The organism is Aeromonas sp. 600774 (genome assembly GCF_049175075.1).
Taxonomy (GTDB): Bacteria; Pseudomonadota; Gammaproteobacteria; order Enterobacterales; family Aeromonadaceae; genus Aeromonas; species Aeromonas veronii_A.
Genome location: NZ_JAAKUJ010000013.1, coordinates 15126 through 34400, shown reverse-complemented (window position 1 = coordinate 34400; position 19275 = coordinate 15126). Strand labels below are relative to the sequence as shown.

Genomic DNA, 19275 nt, shown 5'->3' with positions numbered 1-19275 from the left:
GCGTTAACGGTTTGAATTATAAGCAAATAACGTTATAAGCAGTTGTTTTTTAGCTGCTTTTCAGTTTTTTATGCTACAAACAAAAAGACCCAAACGACATTTCTCTTATTGTTCAATTGGTTACTCTAAACCGTTTTCCCCGGTTGGGCATCCGCCCCAACCATCACCCCGTGATCCGGCTCGCAAAATAACCGCGCGGCGCGCCATCCGGCCACTGGCTACAGCTGGAAACCATCTCCTCTCCGCAACCATTTTGCCGACCAGAAACCGCCGCAGCCGCCCTGCCCGACTCCCCTCACCTGCCCGTCGTGCGGAGTTTGCAGTTGGTCTGACGGGGGGATGGCCGTATAATCGCCGCCTGTATAAATAAACAGGAGTGGTGATGGACGTTTCAACCCTGCTCGACGGGCTCAACGACAAGCAAAGAGATGCCGTTGCGGCGCCCCGCAGCAACCTGCTGGTGCTGGCCGGTGCCGGTTCGGGCAAGACCCGGGTACTGGTGCACCGTATCGCCTGGCTGATGCAGGTGGAACGCTGTTCACCCTTCTCCATCATCGCGGTCACCTTTACCAACAAGGCGGCGGCCGAGATGCGCGGCCGGGTCGAAAAAGTGATCGGCGACGGCGTGCGCGGCATGTGGATCGGCACCTTCCACGGTATCGCCCACCGCCTGCTGCGCGCCCACCATCTGGATGCGGGGCTGCCGCAGGATTTCCAGATCCTCGACTCCGACGACCAGTACCGGCTGATCCGCCGGGTGCTCAAGGCGCTCAACCTCGACGAGAAGCACTGGGCCCCGCGCGCCGTGATGGGCTACATCAACGGCAAGAAGGACGAGGGGCTGCGCCCCGGCGACATCGACCTCTACGGCGACCCCGTCACCCGCACTTATCAGCAGATCTACAAGACCTATCAGGAGACCTGCGATCGCTCCGGTCTGGTGGACTTTGCCGAGCTGCTGCTGCGCGCCCACGAACTGTGGCTGAACAAACCCCACATCCTCGAGCACTACCGTGACCGCTTCCAGAACATCCTGGTGGACGAGTTTCAGGATACCAACGGCATCCAGTACGCCTGGCTGCGGATGCTGGCGGGCAACAGCGGCAAGGTGATGATCGTCGGCGACGATGACCAGTCCATCTACGGCTGGCGCGGCGCCAAGATCGAGAACATCCAGCGCTTCCTGACCGACTATCAGGGGGCCGAGACCATCCGCCTCGAGCAGAACTACCGCTCCACCGCCAATATCCTCAAGGCCGCCAACAGCGTCATCGCCAACAACGCCGAACGCCTTGGCAAGGAGCTGTGGACCGAAGGAGCCGAGGGTGAGCCGATCTCCCTCTACGCCGCCTTCAACGAGGTGGACGAAGCGCGCTTCGTGGTCGGCCGTCTCAAGGATTGGAAGGAAAAGGGCGGCCTCCTGGCCGACTGCGCCATCCTCTATCGCTCCAACGCCCAGTCACGGGTGCTGGAAGAGGCGCTGATGCAGGACGCCATGCCGTATCGCATCTACGGCGGCCTGCGGTTCTTCGAACGGCAAGAGATTAAAGACGCAATGGCCTACCTGCGTCTTATCAACAACCGTGGCGACGACGCCAGCTTCGAGCGGGTGGTCAACACCCCGACCCGCGGCATCGGCGATCGCACCCTCGAGATCCTGCGCGGCAACGCCCGCGATCAGGGGCTCAACCTGTGGCAATCGGCCAAGGCGCTGCTCAACGACAAGGTGCTGACCGGTCGCGCCGGCAACGCGGTGCGCGGCTTTGTCGAGCTGATCGACGCGCTGGAGGAGCAGGTCGCCATGCTGCCGCTGCACCAGCAAGCGGATATCGCCATCCAGAACTCCGGCCTCAAGGCGATGTATCTGGCGGAAAAGGGCGAGAAATCCCAGGCGCGGGTAGAGAACCTGGACGAACTGGTCACCGCCTGCCGCCAGTACCAGCGCCCGGACGAGCTGGAAGATATGAGCGATCTCTCCGCCTTCCTCGCCCACGCGGCGCTGGAGTCCGGCGAGAATCAGGCGGACGAATATGCCGATGCGGTGCAGCTGATGACATTGCACAGTGCCAAGGGCTTGGAATTCCCGCTGGTGCTGCTGGTCGGCGTCGAAGAAGGGATGTTCCCCAGCCAGCAATCCACCGAGGAGTCTGGCCGGCTGGAAGAGGAGCGCCGCCTCTGTTACGTCGGCATGACCCGCGCCATGGAGAAGCTCTACATCTGTTATGCCGAGAGCCGCCGCATCTACGGCCGCGAGATGTTCCACAAGCCGAGCCGCTTTATCCGCGAGATGCCCGCCGAGTGTCTGGAAGAGATCCGGCTGCGCACTCAGGTCAGCCGCCCCACCCAGTACGGCCGCTTCAGCCAGAACGAGGTGCAGCAGAGCTTCGACGCCAGCGGCATCAAGCTCGGCCAGCGGGTGCTCCATCCGAAATTCGGCGAAGGCATAGTGCTGAACTTCGAAGGGGTCGGCCAGCAGAGCCGGGTGCAGATCCAGTTCGATGACGTCGGCGCCAAGTGGCTGGTGACGGCGTATGCCAGATTGGAAGCGCTCTGATTTTTCCTGCCTTTTGATGCAACCAACCCGGCTTAGGCCGGGTTGGTGTTTGTATCCAATCATACGAACTTAGCTAATCAAACCTTAGCGTGATAAATATCTTCTGAGTGCGGGATTTGATCTCTAATTTGTTATTCTGTAACTGTGATCTAGCCCCTATTTTTGTATTGTGTTTATTGCCGCCTTTATGCAATAAATAGTCGAGTAGATTATGTATACGATTGAGCTTTTAAATGGAAACTATTGAGTTATCAACGACGGTACTAGATTGGGCTGCTAGATCCAGTGGTAGTTCTTTGTCAGATGTGGCTCAAAAAATATCAAAAAAGAGTCTAGGTGTAGAGAAAATTGTATCTGGAATAATGACCTATGCTCAGGTTAAGAAGTTTTCACAGCTTACTGGTATCCGTGTTGCTGATCTTTTTCTTGACTCACCACCACCGCCAAGGCGCTTGCCTATTGCAGATTTTAGAACAGTGCAATACGCAGAGGAGATCAATGATGATTTCTTTGATGTTTATGATGACATCATATTTAAGCAGTCTTGGTACCATGATGAGCGTAAAAACAACGGATATTCGGAATTAGATTTTGTTGGGCGTTTTAATAAGACAAGAAATGTTTCAGAATTAGCTAATGATATCAGGGAAACACTAGGATATTCACTAAGTGAACTCGAGTCATTAAATAAACCTGATGATTTGTTTTCATTGCTATCTAAAAAATCCGAGGATATTGGCATTCTCATTTTTAAAAATGGTGTGGTAGGAAATAATACAAGGCGACCAATATCTGTTAATCAGTTCCGTGGCTTTGCCATTTGTGATAGGTATGCACCTGTCATATTTGTAAATGGTTGTGATGCCCCAGCAGCATGGGTTTTTACGCTGGCGCATGAGCTAGCTCATATTTGGATCGGTGAAACTGGAATATCTGATGGAGCCGCCGCAACGCAGATTGATGTTGAAAGATTTTGCAATTCTGTTGCGGCAGAATTCCTTCTCCCATCCCAACACTTTATTTCCACATGGCTTTCACTTAAAAGTGAAAATGCATTCATAAAAATATCCGAAATAAAAAAGGCATTTAAAGTAAGCGAATTTGTAGTTGCAAGAAAAGCATATGAGCTTAAATTTATTGATATAGATGTATATGAAGAAGTCTATAAAAGATTGCGATTTATTGCGAAGCAAAATAGGGAAGCAAGTTCCGGTGGTGATTTCTATAGAACACTGGCGATAAGGAATAGCAAACGATTTACTAAAGAAGTAACAAATTTAGCTATATCAGGAAAAATTACTCTTGGACAGGCAGGAAGATTGCTGAATACAAACCCAAATAATGTGGTGAAATTCTATGCTAAGCAACACTCGCTATCTATTTGACTCTGATGTAATGATATCAGCAGCTCGTATCCATTATTCACCAGAGTTTTGTCAGGTGTTCTGGGATTGGCTATTGCAGGGCCACAAAAATGGTGTTTTTTATAGCATAGATAAAGTCAAAGAAGAGCTAATGGATGGTAATGATGACCCTCTTTCAAAATGGGTCTCCTTACCGGAAATGAAAGATTTTTTCATGAAAAGTAACGAGGTAGCTGCAACCTGGGGTAAGTTAGGTAGATTAGCAAGAGAGCCAAGTAGAGGCTATAAAGATTTCGCCATAAATAAGTTTGTGGATGATAGTAAAGCAGATGCATGGCTTATATCCTTTGCAGCGAGCAAAGGTGACTTTGTCATTGTAACAAATGAGAGGTCTGCTCCTGATAGTAAAAGAGAAATAAAGTTACCAGATGCAGCAGATTGGCTTGGTGTGAAAACAGTGAAACTGTATGACCTATTCCTGAAACATGCTGGAAGTAATTTCTCTTGGTCAACACATAAGCCACCTGCAGAGATGAGAAAATCACTTATCAACCAAGATTATAACTAAGACTGTAGGTTCGATTAGCGAATCGTAATCGGACGATCGCGTGATTCGTGCTTGCTACGGGCAAGTCCTTTCAGGAGTTTACCTCCATCCGTCGACCCGCACCAATCCGGTGGATAGATGTCGTTCGTCACGAGGCAGCAGAAGATAATCCGACCACAAATTTACATGCCCATGCTGATATAGCTCATAAGAATATGTGGCCGTTCTATCTGTCTATCTATCTGGTTCATTAACGTGACAGCTCTTCACATCGATGATGAAGTCAATAAGCTGTATTTTTTCATCGGCTCTTATTATTGCATTCTGAAATAAAAAGCCGAATATATAAAGAATGATAGATGCATATGCTATCGGTTGTGCCCATGATGAGGCTCCACTATTACTGATTTGGTTAAGTGATATTAATACGGCAACCAAACCGGGGAAGATACCTATCTTATCAATCCCACCTATTAATAGAGATACCTTGCTATTGAGAGTATTCCTTTCAGTTTTCATTCTGTTTGATATGTATTTAAGCTCTTGTATTGGAAAATACAATAGAGCTTTATAAAGCAAAGCATCATAGCGAACGGTGACTTTAGTGTTATGGATAATCAAGCTAAATGGCTTAGATAAAACCTTTATAAAATCTTGCCAGTTTGCGAATAGTATAAATAGGTGCTGCAGTATAGTACCAATATATGAAGTAAAGAGGAATATCAAACCTGTGAATGCAATACCACTGCTATCAAAGTATAAGTTAATACCAAGACATAAAAATGACAATGTTAGAGGTAAAACAACTAATGCCTTGAACATTATATTTGACCACCGCTCCTTCTTTTTTAGAACTGTATTTCTTTTTCGTATTTCATAACGATAGTGGTTATTTATAATCGATAAAACCGCAGTTCCATATCCATTTCTAAACATCATAATTAATACTATCCAAGCTCTATTCGTCTCAATATATTGATCCCAGCCACATATAATGGCTGGGCTTAACTTACTTAACCAGCTTGCTCTCCATCACCCCTTGCTTGCCCTCCTCTTCACTGACTTGGCTCAGCTTGGAGCGGGCCATTAGCAGGCCCATTTTGACCTCCTGCCATACGTAGTAATTTTTACCCGCCTCGGTGCTGAGGGTCAGAGTGGCATCGTTCTCCGACTTGGAGGTGATGGTGTGGCTGCCCGGCGTCACCTGCTTGAGGATATAGCTGTGGGCCACGGTATCGCCAACCGCCACGCCATCCACCAGCACCGGCATTTTCACCGCCGTGCCGAAGGTCTCGTTGCGATAGATATAGAGGTTGGCCGCATCTTTGGGCGCCACAAACTGCTTGGCCTGTGCGTCGGCGGTGGCATCGGCCATGGGTACGGAAGCACAACCGGAAAGCAGCGCCGCCGACAGCAGGGCGGCACCCATCATTATTTGCCTGAACATAGTCTTTATTTTTTAGTGGGTTAACGGGGTTTAAAGGTTCGCATGAGCCTGCGCTGGCTGACAATCGCTCAAATCGAGCGGGGTGTGACTCGGCTCAATTTTTCAGCATTTGGCAGCCTCCCCTGTCGCTATCATCCCTCTCGCCAAATCGGCCATTGCCCTCTAGAGCCCCACTGGCAGCCAAACGGGAGCTTGTGGCTTGCCGCCTGCCTGTATAAGAAAAACGATGGTATTTTGGCAAAACCTATAAATTAAATTTATATCAACCATTTTGGCTGTCACTCAGGCTCGGGGCTGCCATCACAGGCACCAACAAGGGGTTGGCCGATTTACAGGGTGGTGAGATGGGATGGGTTAGCGGGCGGATGATATTGGCAGCCAGTTGGTGGCAAGCAATGCCCTCACCCCAGCCCTCTCCCGCAGGGCGAGGGAGCAACCCCGGTCAGCTCGTGACAACCGCTCCCCTCACCCCGACCCTCTCCCACAGGACGAGGGAGTGACACAGGCACGGCATGCGGTGCGTAGCGGCTGACAAGGGTGGCCAAGCGAGATGGCGGCAATAGAGGAAGGGAGATCAAAAACCCGGCCGTCAGGCGCGGCGGCCGGGTGAATTGTAAAGAGTAGGGTGACAGGGAAGGAGATCAGCCTAATCTAATCAACTCGATGGGGGCGTAGCGCTCCCCGGAGTTTGCCAGCAGCACGCACTTCTCGTGCTCCGCCTGATAGGGAGTCATGTTGTCGGTATGAGCCTCTTTCAGGAAGTCGATGGCGCCGGTGGCGGCAATCATGACGCGCTGACCCTGGTTCAGCACATTTCGGTTCCGGTCATAGATCTTCATTACACTCTCCTTTTCTTGTACCCGGGTGGGTGCTCCGGGCAGCGGGATCAGCCTACGCCTCTGAAAAAAGGTGATTTATGTCACAGATCAAAAAAGGGGCAGAGAGGGACTCACAGGGCGAAAAAGTCAGCGTTGCTGCGGCCAGTCCCTGCGTTGGCCCGGCTCGCTATCACTCGCGCGGATATCGCCCGCCACCCGGTCGTGCCAAGCTGAGGGGAACTTGGTACGACGGCGCCACCGGAGGGGATGATGTCACTGCTGCAACTGCTCGACGACCTGCTCGACCTTGTCGATTTCATTACCGACTTCCCGCGCTTCTGGCGGGTCTATGTGGGGCTTCTCTGCACCCTTGGCGCCTGCGCGCTGCTTGCCCGCACTCAGGATTCGCCCGACGGGCTGGAGTTCGTGTTCGGCGTCATTGTGGTGCTTGGCATCGGCCTGACCCTGCTCTGGCAGCGCGCCGCCCGCTGATCGCCACCTCCTGTCGTATCACAGACCCCTGCCCCGCTCTTTTGTGCGCGCCGGGCTCGAACCCGGCAGCGGTTGGGGTATATTGGTGGCCGATTAGCCAGTCTCATTCACCGTGGCCGCGCACGCGGGCCGCTGTTTCAACAAGATGGAGAGTGCTCATGAATCGCGATATCACCGCCCAGTTCATCAAGATGCTGACCAATCTGGATCACTGTCTGGCCAAGGCCGAGGCCCACGCCGCGGCGAAGCAGTTCAACGTGGATAACTTCTTCGGCGATCGGCTGATTGTCGATATGCTGCCTTTCAGCAAGCAGGTGCTGATCTGCTGCGATTCGGCCCGTACCGTGGTCGCCACCGCCAGCCACAGCGAGCTGCCGGCCATGGGCGATGAGCCCAAAACCATCGCCGATCTGCGCGCCCATATCGGCAAGACCATCACCTATCTGCAAGGCAAGCTGGACGCGGACTACAGCCAGTATGCCAGCGGCCGTTACGTACCCCACTGGGCGGGCGGCAAGGGGATGGATGGCCATACCTGCGTCCATGAGTACGGCATTCCCAACTTCTACTTCCACCTCACCATGGCCTACGCCCTGCTGCGCCGCGCCGGGGTCGATCTCGGCAAGCGCGACTATCTGGGCGGGCTCAATATGCAATAAGGTCGCCCCGACCAGAATGACGAGAGCCTGCCATCTGGCAGGCTCTTTTTATTGCAAGCGGCTGGCGCGCGGGGTGAAGGCCCTGCCCGCCACCGGCCATTAAGCGGGGATATCCGGCTCCACCAGTGCCACCAGCTGGGTCAGCGACTCCTGCCAGCCGAGATAGCACATCTCCAGCGGGATGGCGGCGGGGATCCCCTCCTGCACCACCGCCAGCTCGCTGCCGCAGCTCACCGCGGTCAGGATGATGGATACATGGATCACCCCGGCGAGGCCGGGCTCATCGAAGCGATCGGTGTAGCGAATCCGCTCGCCCGGCACCAGCTCCAGATATTCGCCACCGAAGGTCTGGCTATGGCCGCTGGCGAAGTTGGTGAAGGACATCCGGAACGAGCCGCCAACCCGGGCATCCAGATGCTCCACCTGACAGGTAAAGCCGTGGGGCGGCAGCCATTTGGCCAGCGCCTGCGCCTCGGTAAAGGCCCGATAGACCCGCATCGGCGGCGCCTTGATGACGCGATGAAGTCGCACTGTTCCTGTTGTCATGTTCACCTCCTTGCTGGATTGAGTCCCAAAGGATAGTCGCCAGAGCGGGAAACGCCCCATCGGGCGGCCCTCCCCTGCGCTAGAAGGGGCCGTTGCTCTCGCGCAGCTTGTCGGGCAGGCCGTCGTGATCCCCCAGCTCGCGCGCGGGTACGTCGTCCCAGTGCAGCTTGCCGAGGGTGATATTGCGCTCGGGGTGGACGGCGTAGTGGATGCGGTTATCCTCCCGGTCGGTATCGCCGATGCAGAGCAGGCGGACAGTCTCTTCGGTGTTGTTGATAAAGGCGTGGGCCAGCCCGTCACCGGCCTTGAAGCCGACCGAGTCGCCCGGTTGCAGCCGATAGAGCACGCCATCGAGCCAGACATCGGGGGTGCCTTCCAGCACGTGGACGAACTCGTCCTCGGTCTTTTCGGCATGGGGCCAGCTGGTGCGGTGGCCGGGCTCGACAATCTCGTGGTGGATGCCGATGCGGCTGAAGCCAAAGTGCTTGCCGAGGGCGCAACCGCGCGACAGGGGCTCCTGACTGCCGGAGTAGTAGCGCGGCTCCTGCTCTTGCAGCTCGCTCCAATGTTTGATGCAGGGGTGGCGGTTCATAGTGGTTCCTTATGCTATGAGGCTGACTCGGGAAGGGTCATCCTAACTGCCAAAATGTGGGGGAGAAAAGCAGAAATCGGTCGGCCCGTTGCCCAACGGATGGTGTGGCAGCGGACTCGGCAACGGACTGATCGCCCGACTGGCAAGGGCTGCGCAGCCATGCGACCGGCAGTTGCGCGGGCAAAAATAGAGACAAAAAGAGGGAGCCACTGGCTCCCTCTCTCGATCTGTCTGCACCCGTTTTCTGAGGCTGACATTCCGCTCTTATTTCCCGCTCTTATTTCCCAAGATTGTCCGCCAGCTGTTTGGCGCGGCTGGCCGCCCACTGGTCGATCATCTTCTCCATCTCCCCGGCGGTGATGGGCTCATCCTTGTGGGTGGTATCCGGACTCTCGCGGGCATCCATCACCCGCACCAGCAGCTTGCCGCTCTGGGAGTCGAGCAACTGGGCCATGCTGCCCACCTTGAGCAGGTAGGGCTCCTTGCCGATCACTTCGCGGGTGACGTTGATGGCGATCTTGGCCGGCAGCAGGTCACGCAGCTTAGGGTCGGGGCGGGTCAGGTCGAAGTTGGTGACGGCGGCCTGGATCCGCATGACTTTCGGGCCGGGGGCGGTGGCAATCTTGACGCCCTGCTTGATCAGCTCGCTCTGGAACTTGTCGTGGTAGTAGCGGCCGATCTGGTTCTGTTCATTGGCGGTCAGCAGATACCACTGACCGTTCTCCTGCCGGATAAACTGCAGCGGATCGAGCAGCACCTCATTGTATTGCCGCAGGTCAACGCCCGGCTCCTTGTAGACGCGCTGATTGGGGTTGCTCTCGCTCTGCTGGAAGGCAGTCAGCGGGATCGCCTGCAAGCTGTGGGATACCTGATTCTTGACGGCGCAACCACCCAGAAGGGCCGCAGCCACGGCAACCATCACGACCTTTTTCATATTTGCTCCTGCATTTTACTGTTTGTTTTTGCTGTGGATTTCGCACCACATGGCTGGAGAACCCGTGCCGGATGCCGCCAATGTCACAGACAAATAACCTATTCATCACCTTCCCACAAGGGACAGTTCAGGATTGTTCAGCTCACATCCAAGTTGTCACAATTGAGGCACTTTTGTACAGGGTCAGCCAGGGTATGAACGGCAATCTGGCGAGGGTTCGGTTGTTTAATCCGGCTAAATGGGGCTGCGAAAAGCGCTCAGTTTTTTCAAACGATGGGGGCCAGCGAGCGGCGTGAGTTGAACGGGGGAATGCCCTGGAACGGGCGATGACCGATCATCAGCCATCTTGCGCAAACTTGCCTGCCGCCGGAGAAGCGGCAGGCTCATTCATCAGTTATCGAGATCCCAGGGGCACTGCTTGACCAGCCCCTCTTTGCCGCTGGCGACGATCGCCTGCTGCACCATCCGTTTGTAGCGATTCTTGATATGGGCGGGCAACGCGGGCACCAGCAGCCGCTCGTCAAACTCCGGCAGCGGGCGATCCGGCAGCACCGCCTGCTCCTGCGGGCTGAGGGGCGGCCGGGAGGCAATATTGCTGGCCGAGATGGTGGGTGTGCCCACCAGCATCTGGCGCTGCAGCGGCGCGCTCAGCAGAAAATCTACCAGCAGGTAGGCGGCCTTGAGCCGTGCAGGATCATCCCCGACATGGCGGGCAATGGAGATCGCATCGAGGGCATAGATGGCCCCCTCCTGCACCATGGCGATCCGCCACTGCTGATCGTTCTGCTTGTTGCACTCCACCAGCTCCAGCCCCCAGGTGGTGGCAAAGGTCTGCTGGCGCAGATCCTCGCAGCGGTTGGCCTGATTGAACCAGAAGCCACGACTGGCTCGCAGCCGCTGTGAGAGCTGCTGCTCCACCTCTTGCTGCAAGGTCTTGTCGGCGAGCATCTCGCCGCTGGCAAACAGGGCGGGCGACTTGCCCAGCGAGAGCAGCACCGAAAAGAGCAGCGGCTCGAACTGGTCGCAGAACTCGGCAAACTGGCCCGACGGCGAGCTGTTGGCGAGTACCTGCCAACTGGTGGGCGCTTGCGGCACCTGCTTGCTGTCATAGGCGAGGCTGAACATGGCGTAGGAGAAGGGCACCGAGTAGTTGCGCTCCCCCTGCTTGTCATACTCGGTGTTCTTGAGGGCGGGCTTCACCTCGGGGTAGTGCTGCAGGCGGCTGAAATCGATGGGGAGCAGCAGCTTGAACAGCGGCTGGTGATGGGCCTTGTAGAAGTAGCTGGTCGGCAGCACCACATCGGCGCTGCGGGTGCGCAGGGCGCGGTAGACGCTGTCGAAATCAGTCAGCAGCGGCTCGATCCGGCTGACCGTCGCCTCCACCCCATGGGCTTTGGCGTAGTCGGCAAACTGTTGTTCATAACCCGCTGGCAGATAGCCCCACTCCAGCAATTTGAGCTGAACCGGGGCCGCCAGCGCCGGGGTCATCCCCAGCAACCAGCAAAGAGGCAGTAGACGCATGGTCGGGCACTCCTGACAGGCAAACCTTGTTGGAGTATAGGCCCATGCGCCGACTCGTCAGGCCACCAGCTCAGCGCCCATGCTGGCCAGAATGGAGAGGCTGACCACAGCAAACAGCACGCCGGTCACCAGATTGAGCGGCCGCTGCACCCGCAGCAGCAGGCGCTGGGCGCGATCGGTGGAGAGGCTCCACGCCAGCAGCCCGAACCAGCAGAGGGAGATGATGAAGAGCTCGCCCACCAGCAGGCTGCGGGTCATCCCGTCCACCTCTGGTGTCACCATGGCGGCCAGCAGACCGATAAAGAACACCAGCGCCTTGGGGTTGAGCAGATTGGTGGCAAGGCCCGTGCGCACGCCCCTGCCCCAACCATGCAGCTCGTTGGCGGCGTTGGCCATCACGGTACTGCTCTGCTGGCGAGCCGCCATCAAGGCGCCCCACCCCAACCAGCCCAGATAGAGGGCGCCGCAGCACTTGATCACCATAAACAGCAGCGGGTGGCTGACGATCAGCATGCTGATCCCGGTCAGGCTAAGGGTGGCGTGCACCATGATCGCCAGCGAGATGCCCAGCGCCGCACCAAGGGCGGTCGGCCGGTGCAGGCTGGTGCGCAGGATCAGGGCGAAATCGGGACCGGGGCTGGCCAGTGCAATAAGGTGCATCAGGCCGAGGGTAACGAACAGACTGGTCAGCATAACAACTCTCGCTTTAACGACGGAGAGCCAGCATGGCGGATCAGCAGGGGGGGCGGCTTGTAAAAGATTGCATCTGGGCACGAAATTCGGCGGGAGTCAGACCGAATGCCTGACGAAAGCCGTGGTGAAAGTGACTCTGATCGAAGAAGCCGACTGCCAGCGCCACCTCACTCACCGCCATGCCGCTCGCCAGTAACCGCTTGCCCTGCTCCAGCCGCAGCCGTTTCAGCCAGGCGTAGGGGGTCATGCCGCTGCGTTTCTTGAACTGGCGCAAGAAGGCGAAGCGATCGAGCCCGAGCAGACCCGCCAACTCTTCCAGCGAGTGGGGTTCGTCGAGGGTAGCCATCAGGTAGTCTCGCAGAAATCGCAACTGGGGATCCGCCAACTGGTGTACCTCGGGGGCCAGATGCAGCAGCTCTCCCAGCAGGGCGAGCAGCTGGCTCTCGATAAGCAGGCCATCGGCCTTGGGGTTGTCGAGATAGCCGTGCAGCTGGGCAAAGCCCTGATAGAGGTCGGGGCGGCTCTGCAATCCCTTGTCGAAGAAGGGTTCAGGCTGCTCTGGCAGCCAGAGCGCCAGCTGCTGCGGATCGATGGCGAAGACCCGCACCTCGTACCCTTCCGGCAGCAGGCTGAGGCCGTCGTGCACCTCATCCGGGTTGACGGTAGAGAGCACCCCGCGCACCAGATGGTGACTGTTCCCCTTGTGGATAAACTTCTGGCCACCCCGCTGCACCAGCCCGATATGGTAGTCGAGATGGACATGGCGGCCGTAGCTGAACGCCCTGTGGTGGGAGTGTGACAGCTCGACACCCGGCAGGTGCGGGGATTGCCAGTAGCGGATGAGGGAATCGGTGGTATTCATGGGTTATAGATACACCAGAAACAGGCTTTGGGCTTGTAGATTATTGTATTTCGGCCGTGCAGTAGTCCTGCTCAACCTCGCAATTATGCTCACCGCTAATCAACCTTAACTTTGATGTTGTTTTTATCTCTGGAGTATATTGGCGGCTCCATTCACCACCCCCTATCACAGGTAAACTCATGAGAGTGTTATTGGCGCTGTTGTCTTTTTTTGCAGTGGCGGTGAGTGCAGATGAAAAGCCACAGGTTCCCTATTACGACTGGGGCCGATGCCCTTTTGAAGGTTGTACCTATCAGCAATGGACAACCAAACAGGAGGTGGTCGCCAGAGCAGAGCCTTCGCTGGCCGCCAACATCCTGTTCAAGGTGCCACGCGGCCAGCATGTAGAGGGACTGACGGGTGTCGTCATCGTCGAACAGCCGGGGATAGTCAAGGTTCTTAAACCGGTCACACTCGGTTATAACGACAAGAGTGAAGGCCCGCTGCTCAAGCTGAAAGCAGGCGAACAGCTGTATACGCTGGCCAGTCTCGGGGAAGGGGCGATGCAGTTCTGGTACAAGGGCAAGACCTATACCCTGGACTATGACTACGAGCGCAACCAGATCAAATATGTTGCCACGCCGAAGAGCCAGTGGTGGGTGAAGATCAGGGACAAGCAGGGACGTGAAGGCTGGGTTGCCGAAGCCAAAAACTTCGCCCATATGGATCGTTTCGAATAAGTGAGCGAGGGTCAGCTCCCCGAGAAGGGGGAACTGACTGGTGATGACTTACAACTTGGGCTGCAGCTTCATCTCCTGCAGATACTCCTGCACCTGTTGCTTGTAGTCCGCCTGATAGGAGAACTTGGTGCTGTCACTCGCCGCAATAAGGTTCACCGCGGTGCAGAACAGGGTGGCAGCCAGCAACCCCTTGCCGACCCACTGGGGATGGTTGCGGCTCCAGCTAACCAGCAGTAGCAGGATCGGGAACAGGGCGTAGGGGAATATCAGCATCAGGTGCCAATAGTTGAAGATGATGGGCGAGAGCGCCGCACTCACCAGCACCGCCAATATAGCCGCCAGCGCATAGAGGCCGAGCCAGCTCGTGCCGTCCACTGGCGCACGGTCGCTGCGCAACAGGCGCGGCTTGAGATCGCGCCATAGTTGCCAGTTGGCCTTGGCCGCCAGCAACACGGTCGCAGCGCCCACCCCGTAGATCACCACCCGCCACAGCCAGACGGCCGCCATCTGCAAATATTCATGACCCGCCAGCCAGATGAACTGGGTGTCGTTGACCAGCTTGCTGGCAAACAGCCAGGAACCGTAACGCAGCCAGTAGATCACCGACTTCAGCACCGGATAGACATGCACCAGACCCCAGCCGATATAACGCTGGCGCGCTTCGGGATCGACGTTCTGGGTGATGTGGCTATTGTTCATCACTTCCATGGCGTAGGGGATCAGGGATGCACCGATCAGCAGGGCAGCGACCACCACCCCACTCCAGCTCACCTTGAGAATACGGCGCCAGAAGAGGTAAGTGGAGATCACAGCCAACAGCGGCCAGGAGTAGTGCAGTTGCATGGCCATACCGATCGCCAGCAGGTGCACTATCGTGTGCCAGAAGGAGGCACGCTCGCGCATATGCCAGGCAGACCAGCAGTGCATGGCCGAGAAGAGGAACAGATAAGAGGGGTTGTAGAGCAGACTCTCGTATTGGAACCAGGGGTTGAGCCAGCAGAGAACCAGAAACAGCAAACGCACCCTGTCATCAAACACCTGGCGGATCACCGCATCAAACAGCAGGAATCCGACCAGCCGCATAGCCAACAGCAGCACCATAGGCGCGTAAGGTGAGTCCCACAGCAGTAGCGGCCCACCAATCAGCCATGCCGACAAGCTGCCCGGCACATTGCCCACCGCACTCGCCGCATTGCCATAGCTGAGCCAGACCCCCTCATAGGCTCCAAGGTAACCCTTGTAGAGCATCTGGGTCTGGTCGCCGGTGAGGAGCTGATTAACAGAAAACAACCAGGAGAGCAGCAGCCCGGCAAATATACAGGCCGCGAATAATGCGTTATGGTAGCGCCCACTAAGACCAATCATTGATCCACACCTATTGAAAAAATTGCTAACGACTTTAACAGTTGCCACCTGATTTTGCTCGTTTACGATTCACATTTTTAGTAGATTTACCAGTCAGTTATGAGACCCGCGGAGCAGTTATGACCCCACCCGTTAAAAAGTTTTTATTCATTGTTGAAGACTTGTATGGTGGTGGTGCGGAAAAGGTTCTGCTCAATACCGCATCCTTGCTAAAAGATGCAGGTATCGATGTTACCTTGTTTACCTTGCGGGAAAAAATAGACCATACGCTACCTGACAACATTCACCCGATTAATCTTGGCATTGTCACAAAGCTGACTAAAGCCATATCCAATGTGGCGATTGAAAAAATACAAGCATCTCTGATCTTGAAAAAAGTCAAAGAGATCTCGCCTGACGTAATTATCTCATGCTCATGTGACAAAATTACCAGACACCTGCCTGACACACTGAATATTTATTACTGGATCCACGGAAATGTCACCGGCTTTGCCAAAGACAATGCCAAAGGATATGAAAAATTCAAGCGTTTCTATAATGGCAAGAAACTGATCTGCGTATCTCGTGGCATCGCGGACGACATTTTGCACAATGTAAGAGCCACACCAAAATCGTGTCAGGTTATCTACAATCCGTTTGATATCGAGAAAATTCAGGCGTTGGCCGATGAGCATTTCAGCAAGCCATTCGACAAGTACTTTATCCATGTCGGCACCTTTGAAGAGCGAAAACGCCACGATCGCCTCTTGCAGGCATATCAGCTAAGCGGCGTCGCTACGCCACTCGTCCTGATGGGAAAAGGGGAGCGACGTCCTCACATTGAAGCCATGATCGCGGAGATGAATCTTGCCAACCAGGTGAAGATAATCGACTTTCAGAAGAATCCATATCCCTATATCAAAGCTGCGCAGGCACTTATCCTGACATCCGATGCTGAAGGGCTGCCAACAGTGCTTATTGAAGCACTTATCTGCCACACACCAGTTATCAGCGTAGATTGTCCATCTGGACCTGCTGAAATATTGACGTTACCACTTGATAAGTTTCTAATACCGCTAGAAGATATCAATGGACTGGCTATGGCAATTAAAGTTGTTGATAATAAAAGAACAATTGTTAATCCAGACAGTTATCGACTTTTTTCTAGTGGAAGTGTAACTAGGAAATTTATATCGCTATGAGCAAGAGTTGGGGTATTCCCCAACTCTCTAGAGATAATCAGCAGACCATTTTTCAAATACCGCTCTAAATTCCGCAATATTTATATAATTCACATCTTGTTGTCCGGACTTTGTTTCTGCATAGATAATACTTGAGCGAGGATTGTTTGGATGCCACTCTACATTTTCTGGCATCCCAAAATTTTCATTGTAAATACCAAGAACCGGTTTATTCAAACCTGTTGCTATATGCACTGTGGCTGTATCTACAGACACCATGCCGGCACAATGCCTTACCTGTGCAAAAAGCGCAGCCAAGGATGGGCTATGATGGTCAATAACGACCCTGGTCGGCTCACAAACACGAGACATGATATATTTAACGTCCTTCTCACGCCCCGGTGGATATAATAGACAAATATTATAGTCTGATGAATCCAACATTGTGTTGACTAGCTCTATAGTTTTCTCAATACTGAAACAACGGGATGTACCGCTACCATATGGATTGAAACACAAAGTTTTATTACTTGGCCACCAAGACTCGACCCTATCTTCATAATCTTCGATATAAGGCACAATATAGCTAGTGTCTGGGTTAACCACACCCATATGCTCCAACAGTACCTTAAATTTTGTTGAAAAGTGCATCCCAGCCGTTTTTTGACCCAGCTTGAGATTAATACAATCAAGCTCATCATCAACCCCGGCTACATGTTTGCTGCCAACTTTAGAAACAAAATAAAGATCTTTCATCTTCATTTTTTGGCTAAAATGCACGAGGTAGTCCACGTTACCCAACTCTTTGGCCAAATTTTTTAGCTCTATATAGCTAGCTCTCTTTGGTATTTCAAAAACACAGTCAAAATTAAAAAAATCTCTGAACAGCGGGGCCATTGTGGGGGTTGTGATAACGTAAACCTTCCTATTTGGAAATTTATTTTTAATCTCCCGTGCCACCCAAGAGGAGACGATTGCATCACCAAGCTTTGCATCCCATCGGACAAAAACAGTGACACCATTTGATGACGAAGTCGCCGATGGGCTACGATCAAATAGCAGGATCCCTAGCTTACGGCGAAGCATATCCCTCCAAAACTGCAAGGATTTAATCACAGTCATCACCTCCATTATTTTTCTATATGCTGACCATAATTCCTGTCATCAATAGTAGACTGAAATAGGCCTACATCCAGACAGCAAGGTTCTACGCCAGCCGCACTCAATTTATTCCACTGCAAGCGGCCAGTAAGATAATCCGCAGGCATTCTAACTGGGTAAGCATGCTGTAAAAGTTTACGAGCACCATTTAAGGATAAAATATATCCAGCTGTGGATATAATACCTCTATTTGATTTTTTACTAGGCCGACAATAACTTGCCAAGCGGTATCCCTCAGGTAGCTTTCGCGTCCAAGGCCATTTCTTTGCCTTCCCATGATGGATAAATATTATATCCGAAGACATTTTCTGTAATGCCACATCAATGATACTTTTGAAATGCATATGAAGATATATGTCATCTTCTAATATAATGGCTTTTTCGATTTTCTTACTCACCATCATCTCATATAATTTAATATGGCTTAGTGCACAACCAACCTCCCCCAAGCTTAGTGAATGGCCACAAAGTTGCTCTGCCAAATTAATATCAACATTAGCCAGGTCCGCATCGCTTAGCTGTTTTCCATCTACAGCGTCCCAAAATGTAAAAGATAATCCCAAGTGAGCCATTTGCTTTTCAATAGCTAAGCGCCGATCATGGCTGCGCAATAAACTAATAACAAAAATAGGAATCATCTAACACCTCTATTATCTTGATTCTGGAGCCAGATAAATAATAACCCCAATGTGTAGAGAAACAATATGTTTTGATGCTCAAAAGGAACATCACTCAAACCATCAATGGCTAAAGAAATTGGTAGTAACACTGCAATTGAAGTTACACCCCAGAGCTTTGCAGCCCACCATATGGGAAGTCCCAAAAATAATAAAATTGCTACACCACCAACAGCACCACGAATAATCAAGTTTTGCATATATTGATTGTGAGAATGAGCTAAAGACGGATGTAGTAATAAAGGAGAGCTAACTCCAGATGCGACTAATGATTTTTTTATGGCATCAAACCCATCCGTACCCACCCCAAAAATGGGAGCGGAGAGAAAACCTTGCCACGCCCCTTGCCAGGCTACCAAACGCAGCCCCCAAGAGGTTCCATAAGAACCTGCCTCTGCGTTCTTGAGATCAGAAATACTGGCCTGAACCCGTGCTTGCAGCACATTGCTGTGGTGGTAAAACGCAGTGCTGCCACTCAACAACATAATCAAAAAGATGAAATATTTGAGCGGCTTTTTTATCGATTTGATAAGCACAATCAACCCAATAACGGCTATAAATGCCAGCCAAACACCACGGCTCTGCGAAGCATAGAGACTGTAAAGAGCCATCAAAATAGACAATAATGCTGCCCCTTTCTCCCATCTTGGGAGATATATCTCTTTGCATAATCCCCAAGCCAATAAAGCAATAACCAAAGATGCCTGTGAAAATAGAATTGCATTGGTAAATCCATCAACCCTCGACGCCCCTTGATATTGCTGCCATAGGCTTATACACCCCATACTAATCCCACCAATAATGATGGCGTATTGGCTGATTTTTATAACAATTTCTTTTCTAGGAACCAAAAAACCAAATAAAACGACATACACCAGACTACGCATCACACCATACTGATCACCATGTATAATACGGTTAATAAAGATGAATCCGGCATATCCAAGAAATAGCCATAATATGCGACGATCTTTTAACCCTATATCCCATTTTCTCCATATGATAAGATTAATGAATCCGATCACGATCGAGATTACCAATAAATTAGCAAGGATACTCTTTCCATTTGGCAATAGGAAAAGACCACAAAAAGTAAATGCTAATGTTGTGGAAAATAATATAGTGGTCAGGCGTTCGAACAAGACGCTCATGGCAGATGACATT

20 protein-coding genes are annotated in these 19275 nt (G+C 53.0%); 7 read left to right on the top strand and 13 right to left on the bottom strand.

Annotated features, from left to right (window positions below):
- Positions 1–382 precede the first annotated feature (382 nt).
- From uvrD to G5171_RS14895, 3 genes are all read left to right on the top strand, one after another.
- The gene (gene uvrD, locus G5171_RS14905) at positions 383–2554 is read left to right on the top strand and encodes a DNA helicase II (protein ID WP_043850596.1); all 2172 of its coding nucleotides are present in this window, start codon (positions 383–385) and stop codon (positions 2552–2554) included.
- A 233-nt stretch (positions 2555–2787) separates the two neighbouring features.
- Positions 2788–3939, top strand: coding sequence for an ImmA/IrrE family metallo-endopeptidase (locus G5171_RS14900; protein WP_421260376.1), 1152 nt, complete (start codon positions 2788–2790; stop codon positions 3937–3939).
- Positions 3911–4486: a DUF4411 family protein gene (locus tag G5171_RS14895; RefSeq protein WP_421260375.1), complete on the top strand. Its 576-nt coding sequence runs from the start codon at positions 3911–3913 to the stop codon at positions 4484–4486. Before G5171_RS14900 ends, G5171_RS14895 begins: the two co-directional genes overlap by 29 nt.
- Positions 4487–4699: 213 nt before the next feature.
- Here the strand turns inward: G5171_RS14895 and G5171_RS14890 are convergent, their stop codons facing one another.
- From G5171_RS14890 to ydfZ, 3 genes are all read right to left on the bottom strand, one after another.
- Positions 4700–5404, bottom strand: coding sequence for a hypothetical protein (locus G5171_RS14890; RefSeq protein WP_421260374.1), 705 nt, complete (start codon positions 5402–5404; stop codon positions 4700–4702).
- A gap of 70 nt (positions 5405–5474) precedes the next feature.
- Positions 5475–5912, bottom strand: coding sequence for a DUF2846 domain-containing protein (locus G5171_RS14885; RefSeq protein WP_167571526.1), 438 nt, complete (start codon positions 5910–5912; stop codon positions 5475–5477).
- A gap of 641 nt (positions 5913–6553) precedes the next feature.
- Complete coding sequence (gene ydfZ, locus G5171_RS14880) at positions 6554–6751, bottom strand: putative selenium delivery protein YdfZ (protein ID WP_421260373.1); 198 nt, start codon at positions 6749–6751, stop codon at positions 6554–6556.
- 249 nt (positions 6752–7000) lie between these two features.
- On the opposite strand from ydfZ, the gene G5171_RS14875 reads away from it, so the two are divergent.
- Positions 7001–7222, top strand: coding sequence for a hypothetical protein (locus tag G5171_RS14875; RefSeq protein WP_421260372.1), 222 nt, complete (start codon positions 7001–7003; stop codon positions 7220–7222).
- A 158-nt stretch (positions 7223–7380) separates the two neighbouring features.
- The gene (locus G5171_RS14870; protein ID WP_043850593.1) at positions 7381–7881 is read left to right on the top strand and encodes a DUF1993 domain-containing protein; all 501 of its coding nucleotides are present in this window, start codon (positions 7381–7383) and stop codon (positions 7879–7881) included.
- 99 nt (positions 7882–7980) lie between these two features.
- Here the strand turns inward: G5171_RS14870 and G5171_RS14865 are convergent, their stop codons facing one another.
- From G5171_RS14865 to G5171_RS14840, 6 genes are all read right to left on the bottom strand, one after another.
- Positions 7981–8427, bottom strand: a complete 447-nt coding sequence (locus G5171_RS14865; protein ID WP_104016115.1) for an SRPBCC family protein — start codon at positions 8425–8427, stop codon at positions 7981–7983.
- Positions 8428–8506: 79 nt separating this feature from the next.
- Positions 8507–9019 (bottom strand): cupin domain-containing protein, encoded by a 513-nt coding sequence (locus G5171_RS14860; protein WP_108572101.1) that lies wholly within the window; start codon positions 9017–9019, stop codon positions 8507–8509.
- A 277-nt stretch (positions 9020–9296) separates the two neighbouring features.
- Complete coding sequence (locus G5171_RS14855; RefSeq protein ID WP_199416615.1) at positions 9297–9953, bottom strand: DUF3313 domain-containing protein; 657 nt, start codon at positions 9951–9953, stop codon at positions 9297–9299.
- Positions 9954–10343: 390 nt separating this feature from the next.
- Positions 10344–11474, bottom strand: a complete 1131-nt coding sequence (locus G5171_RS14850; protein ID WP_368173774.1) for an ABC transporter substrate-binding protein — start codon at positions 11472–11474, stop codon at positions 10344–10346.
- Positions 11475–11531: 57 nt separating this feature from the next.
- The gene (locus G5171_RS14845; RefSeq protein WP_421251009.1) at positions 11532–12167 is read right to left on the bottom strand and encodes a LysE family translocator; all 636 of its coding nucleotides are present in this window, start codon (positions 12165–12167) and stop codon (positions 11532–11534) included.
- Positions 12168–12207: 40 nt separating this feature from the next.
- Positions 12208–13029 carry a helix-turn-helix transcriptional regulator gene (locus G5171_RS14840; RefSeq protein ID WP_288728174.1) on the bottom strand — a complete coding sequence of 274 codons (822 nt, stop codon included), beginning with the start codon at positions 13027–13029 and terminating at the stop codon, positions 12208–12210.
- 179 nt (positions 13030–13208) lie between these two features.
- Here G5171_RS14840 and G5171_RS14835 point away from each other — a divergent pair, with 179 nt between their 5' ends.
- Positions 13209–13748 (top strand): hypothetical protein, encoded by a 540-nt coding sequence (locus tag G5171_RS14835; RefSeq protein WP_005342503.1) that lies wholly within the window; start codon positions 13209–13211, stop codon positions 13746–13748.
- A gap of 48 nt (positions 13749–13796) precedes the next feature.
- Here G5171_RS14835 and G5171_RS14830 read toward each other — a convergent pair whose 3' ends face one another.
- Entirely contained in the window at positions 13797–14996 is a 1200-nt protein-coding gene (locus tag G5171_RS14830) for a 3-deoxy-D-manno-octulosonic acid transferase (protein WP_421251052.1), read from the bottom strand.
- Between the two features lie 236 nt (positions 14997–15232).
- Between G5171_RS14830 and G5171_RS14825 the strand changes: the two genes are divergently transcribed.
- Positions 15233–16294 (top strand): glycosyltransferase, encoded by a 1062-nt coding sequence (locus G5171_RS14825; protein ID WP_421251008.1) that lies wholly within the window; start codon positions 15233–15235, stop codon positions 16292–16294.
- Between the two features lie 27 nt (positions 16295–16321).
- On the opposite strand, the gene G5171_RS14820 is transcribed toward G5171_RS14825, so the two are convergent.
- From G5171_RS14820 to G5171_RS14810, 3 genes are read right to left on the bottom strand one after another with little or no spacing between them, the layout of a single operon-like run.
- Positions 16322–17395, bottom strand: a complete 1074-nt coding sequence (locus G5171_RS14820) for a glycosyltransferase family 9 protein (protein WP_216979750.1) — start codon at positions 17393–17395, stop codon at positions 16322–16324.
- Between the two features lie 8 nt (positions 17396–17403).
- Positions 17404–18072, bottom strand: coding sequence for a glycosyltransferase family 25 protein (locus G5171_RS14815; protein ID WP_216979751.1), 669 nt, complete (start codon positions 18070–18072; stop codon positions 17404–17406).
- Positions 18069–19274, bottom strand: coding sequence for an O-antigen ligase family protein (locus G5171_RS14810; protein WP_411241689.1), 1206 nt, complete (start codon positions 19272–19274; stop codon positions 18069–18071). Before G5171_RS14810 ends, G5171_RS14815 begins: the two co-directional genes overlap by 4 nt.
- Position 19275 lies beyond the last annotated feature (1 nt).

Coding starts and splice junctions, on each gene's coding strand:
- G5171_RS14895 (WP_421260375.1), top strand. CDS start 3,911: ATGCTAAGCAACACTCGCTATCTATTTGACTCTGATGTAATGATATCA.
- G5171_RS14875 (WP_421260372.1), top strand. CDS start 7,001: ATGTCACTGCTGCAACTGCTCGACGACCTGCTCGACCTTGTCGATTTC.
- uvrD (WP_043850596.1), top strand. CDS start 383: ATGGACGTTTCAACCCTGCTCGACGGGCTCAACGACAAGCAAAGAGAT.
- G5171_RS14870 (WP_043850593.1), top strand. CDS start 7,381: ATGAATCGCGATATCACCGCCCAGTTCATCAAGATGCTGACCAATCTG.
- G5171_RS14890 (WP_421260374.1), bottom strand. CDS start 5,404: ATGATGTTTAGAAATGGATATGGAACTGCGGTTTTATCGATTATAAAT.
- G5171_RS14830 (WP_421251052.1), bottom strand. CDS start 14,996: ATGCTCTACAAGGGTTACCTTGGAGCCTATGAGGGGGTCTGGCTCAGC.
- G5171_RS14820 (WP_216979750.1), bottom strand. CDS start 17,395: ATGACTGTGATTAAATCCTTGCAGTTTTGGAGGGATATGCTTCGCCGT.
- G5171_RS14885 (WP_167571526.1), bottom strand. CDS start 5,912: ATGTTCAGGCAAATAATGATGGGTGCCGCCCTGCTGTCGGCGGCGCTG.
- G5171_RS14860 (WP_108572101.1), bottom strand. CDS start 9,019: ATGAACCGCCACCCCTGCATCAAACATTGGAGCGAGCTGCAAGAGCAG.
- G5171_RS14810 (WP_411241689.1), bottom strand. CDS start 19,274: ATGTCATCTGCCATGAGCGTCTTGTTCGAACGCCTGACCACTATATTA.
- ydfZ (WP_421260373.1), bottom strand. CDS start 6,751: ATGAAGATCTATGACCGGAACCGAAATGTGCTGAACCAGGGTCAGCGC.
- G5171_RS14825 (WP_421251008.1), top strand. CDS start 15,233: ATGACCCCACCCGTTAAAAAGTTTTTATTCATTGTTGAAGACTTGTAT.
- G5171_RS14900 (WP_421260376.1), top strand. CDS start 2,788: ATGGAAACTATTGAGTTATCAACGACGGTACTAGATTGGGCTGCTAGA.
- G5171_RS14845 (WP_421251009.1), bottom strand. CDS start 12,167: ATGCTGACCAGTCTGTTCGTTACCCTCGGCCTGATGCACCTTATTGCA.
- G5171_RS14850 (WP_368173774.1), bottom strand. CDS start 11,474: ATGCGTCTACTGCCTCTTTGCTGGTTGCTGGGGATGACCCCGGCGCTG.
- G5171_RS14865 (WP_104016115.1), bottom strand. CDS start 8,427: ATGACAACAGGAACAGTGCGACTTCATCGCGTCATCAAGGCGCCGCCG.
- G5171_RS14840 (WP_288728174.1), bottom strand. CDS start 13,029: ATGAATACCACCGATTCCCTCATCCGCTACTGGCAATCCCCGCACCTG.
- G5171_RS14835 (WP_005342503.1), top strand. CDS start 13,209: ATGAGAGTGTTATTGGCGCTGTTGTCTTTTTTTGCAGTGGCGGTGAGT.
- G5171_RS14855 (WP_199416615.1), bottom strand. CDS start 9,953: ATGAAAAAGGTCGTGATGGTTGCCGTGGCTGCGGCCCTTCTGGGTGGT.
- G5171_RS14815 (WP_216979751.1), bottom strand. CDS start 18,072: ATGATTCCTATTTTTGTTATTAGTTTATTGCGCAGCCATGATCGGCGC.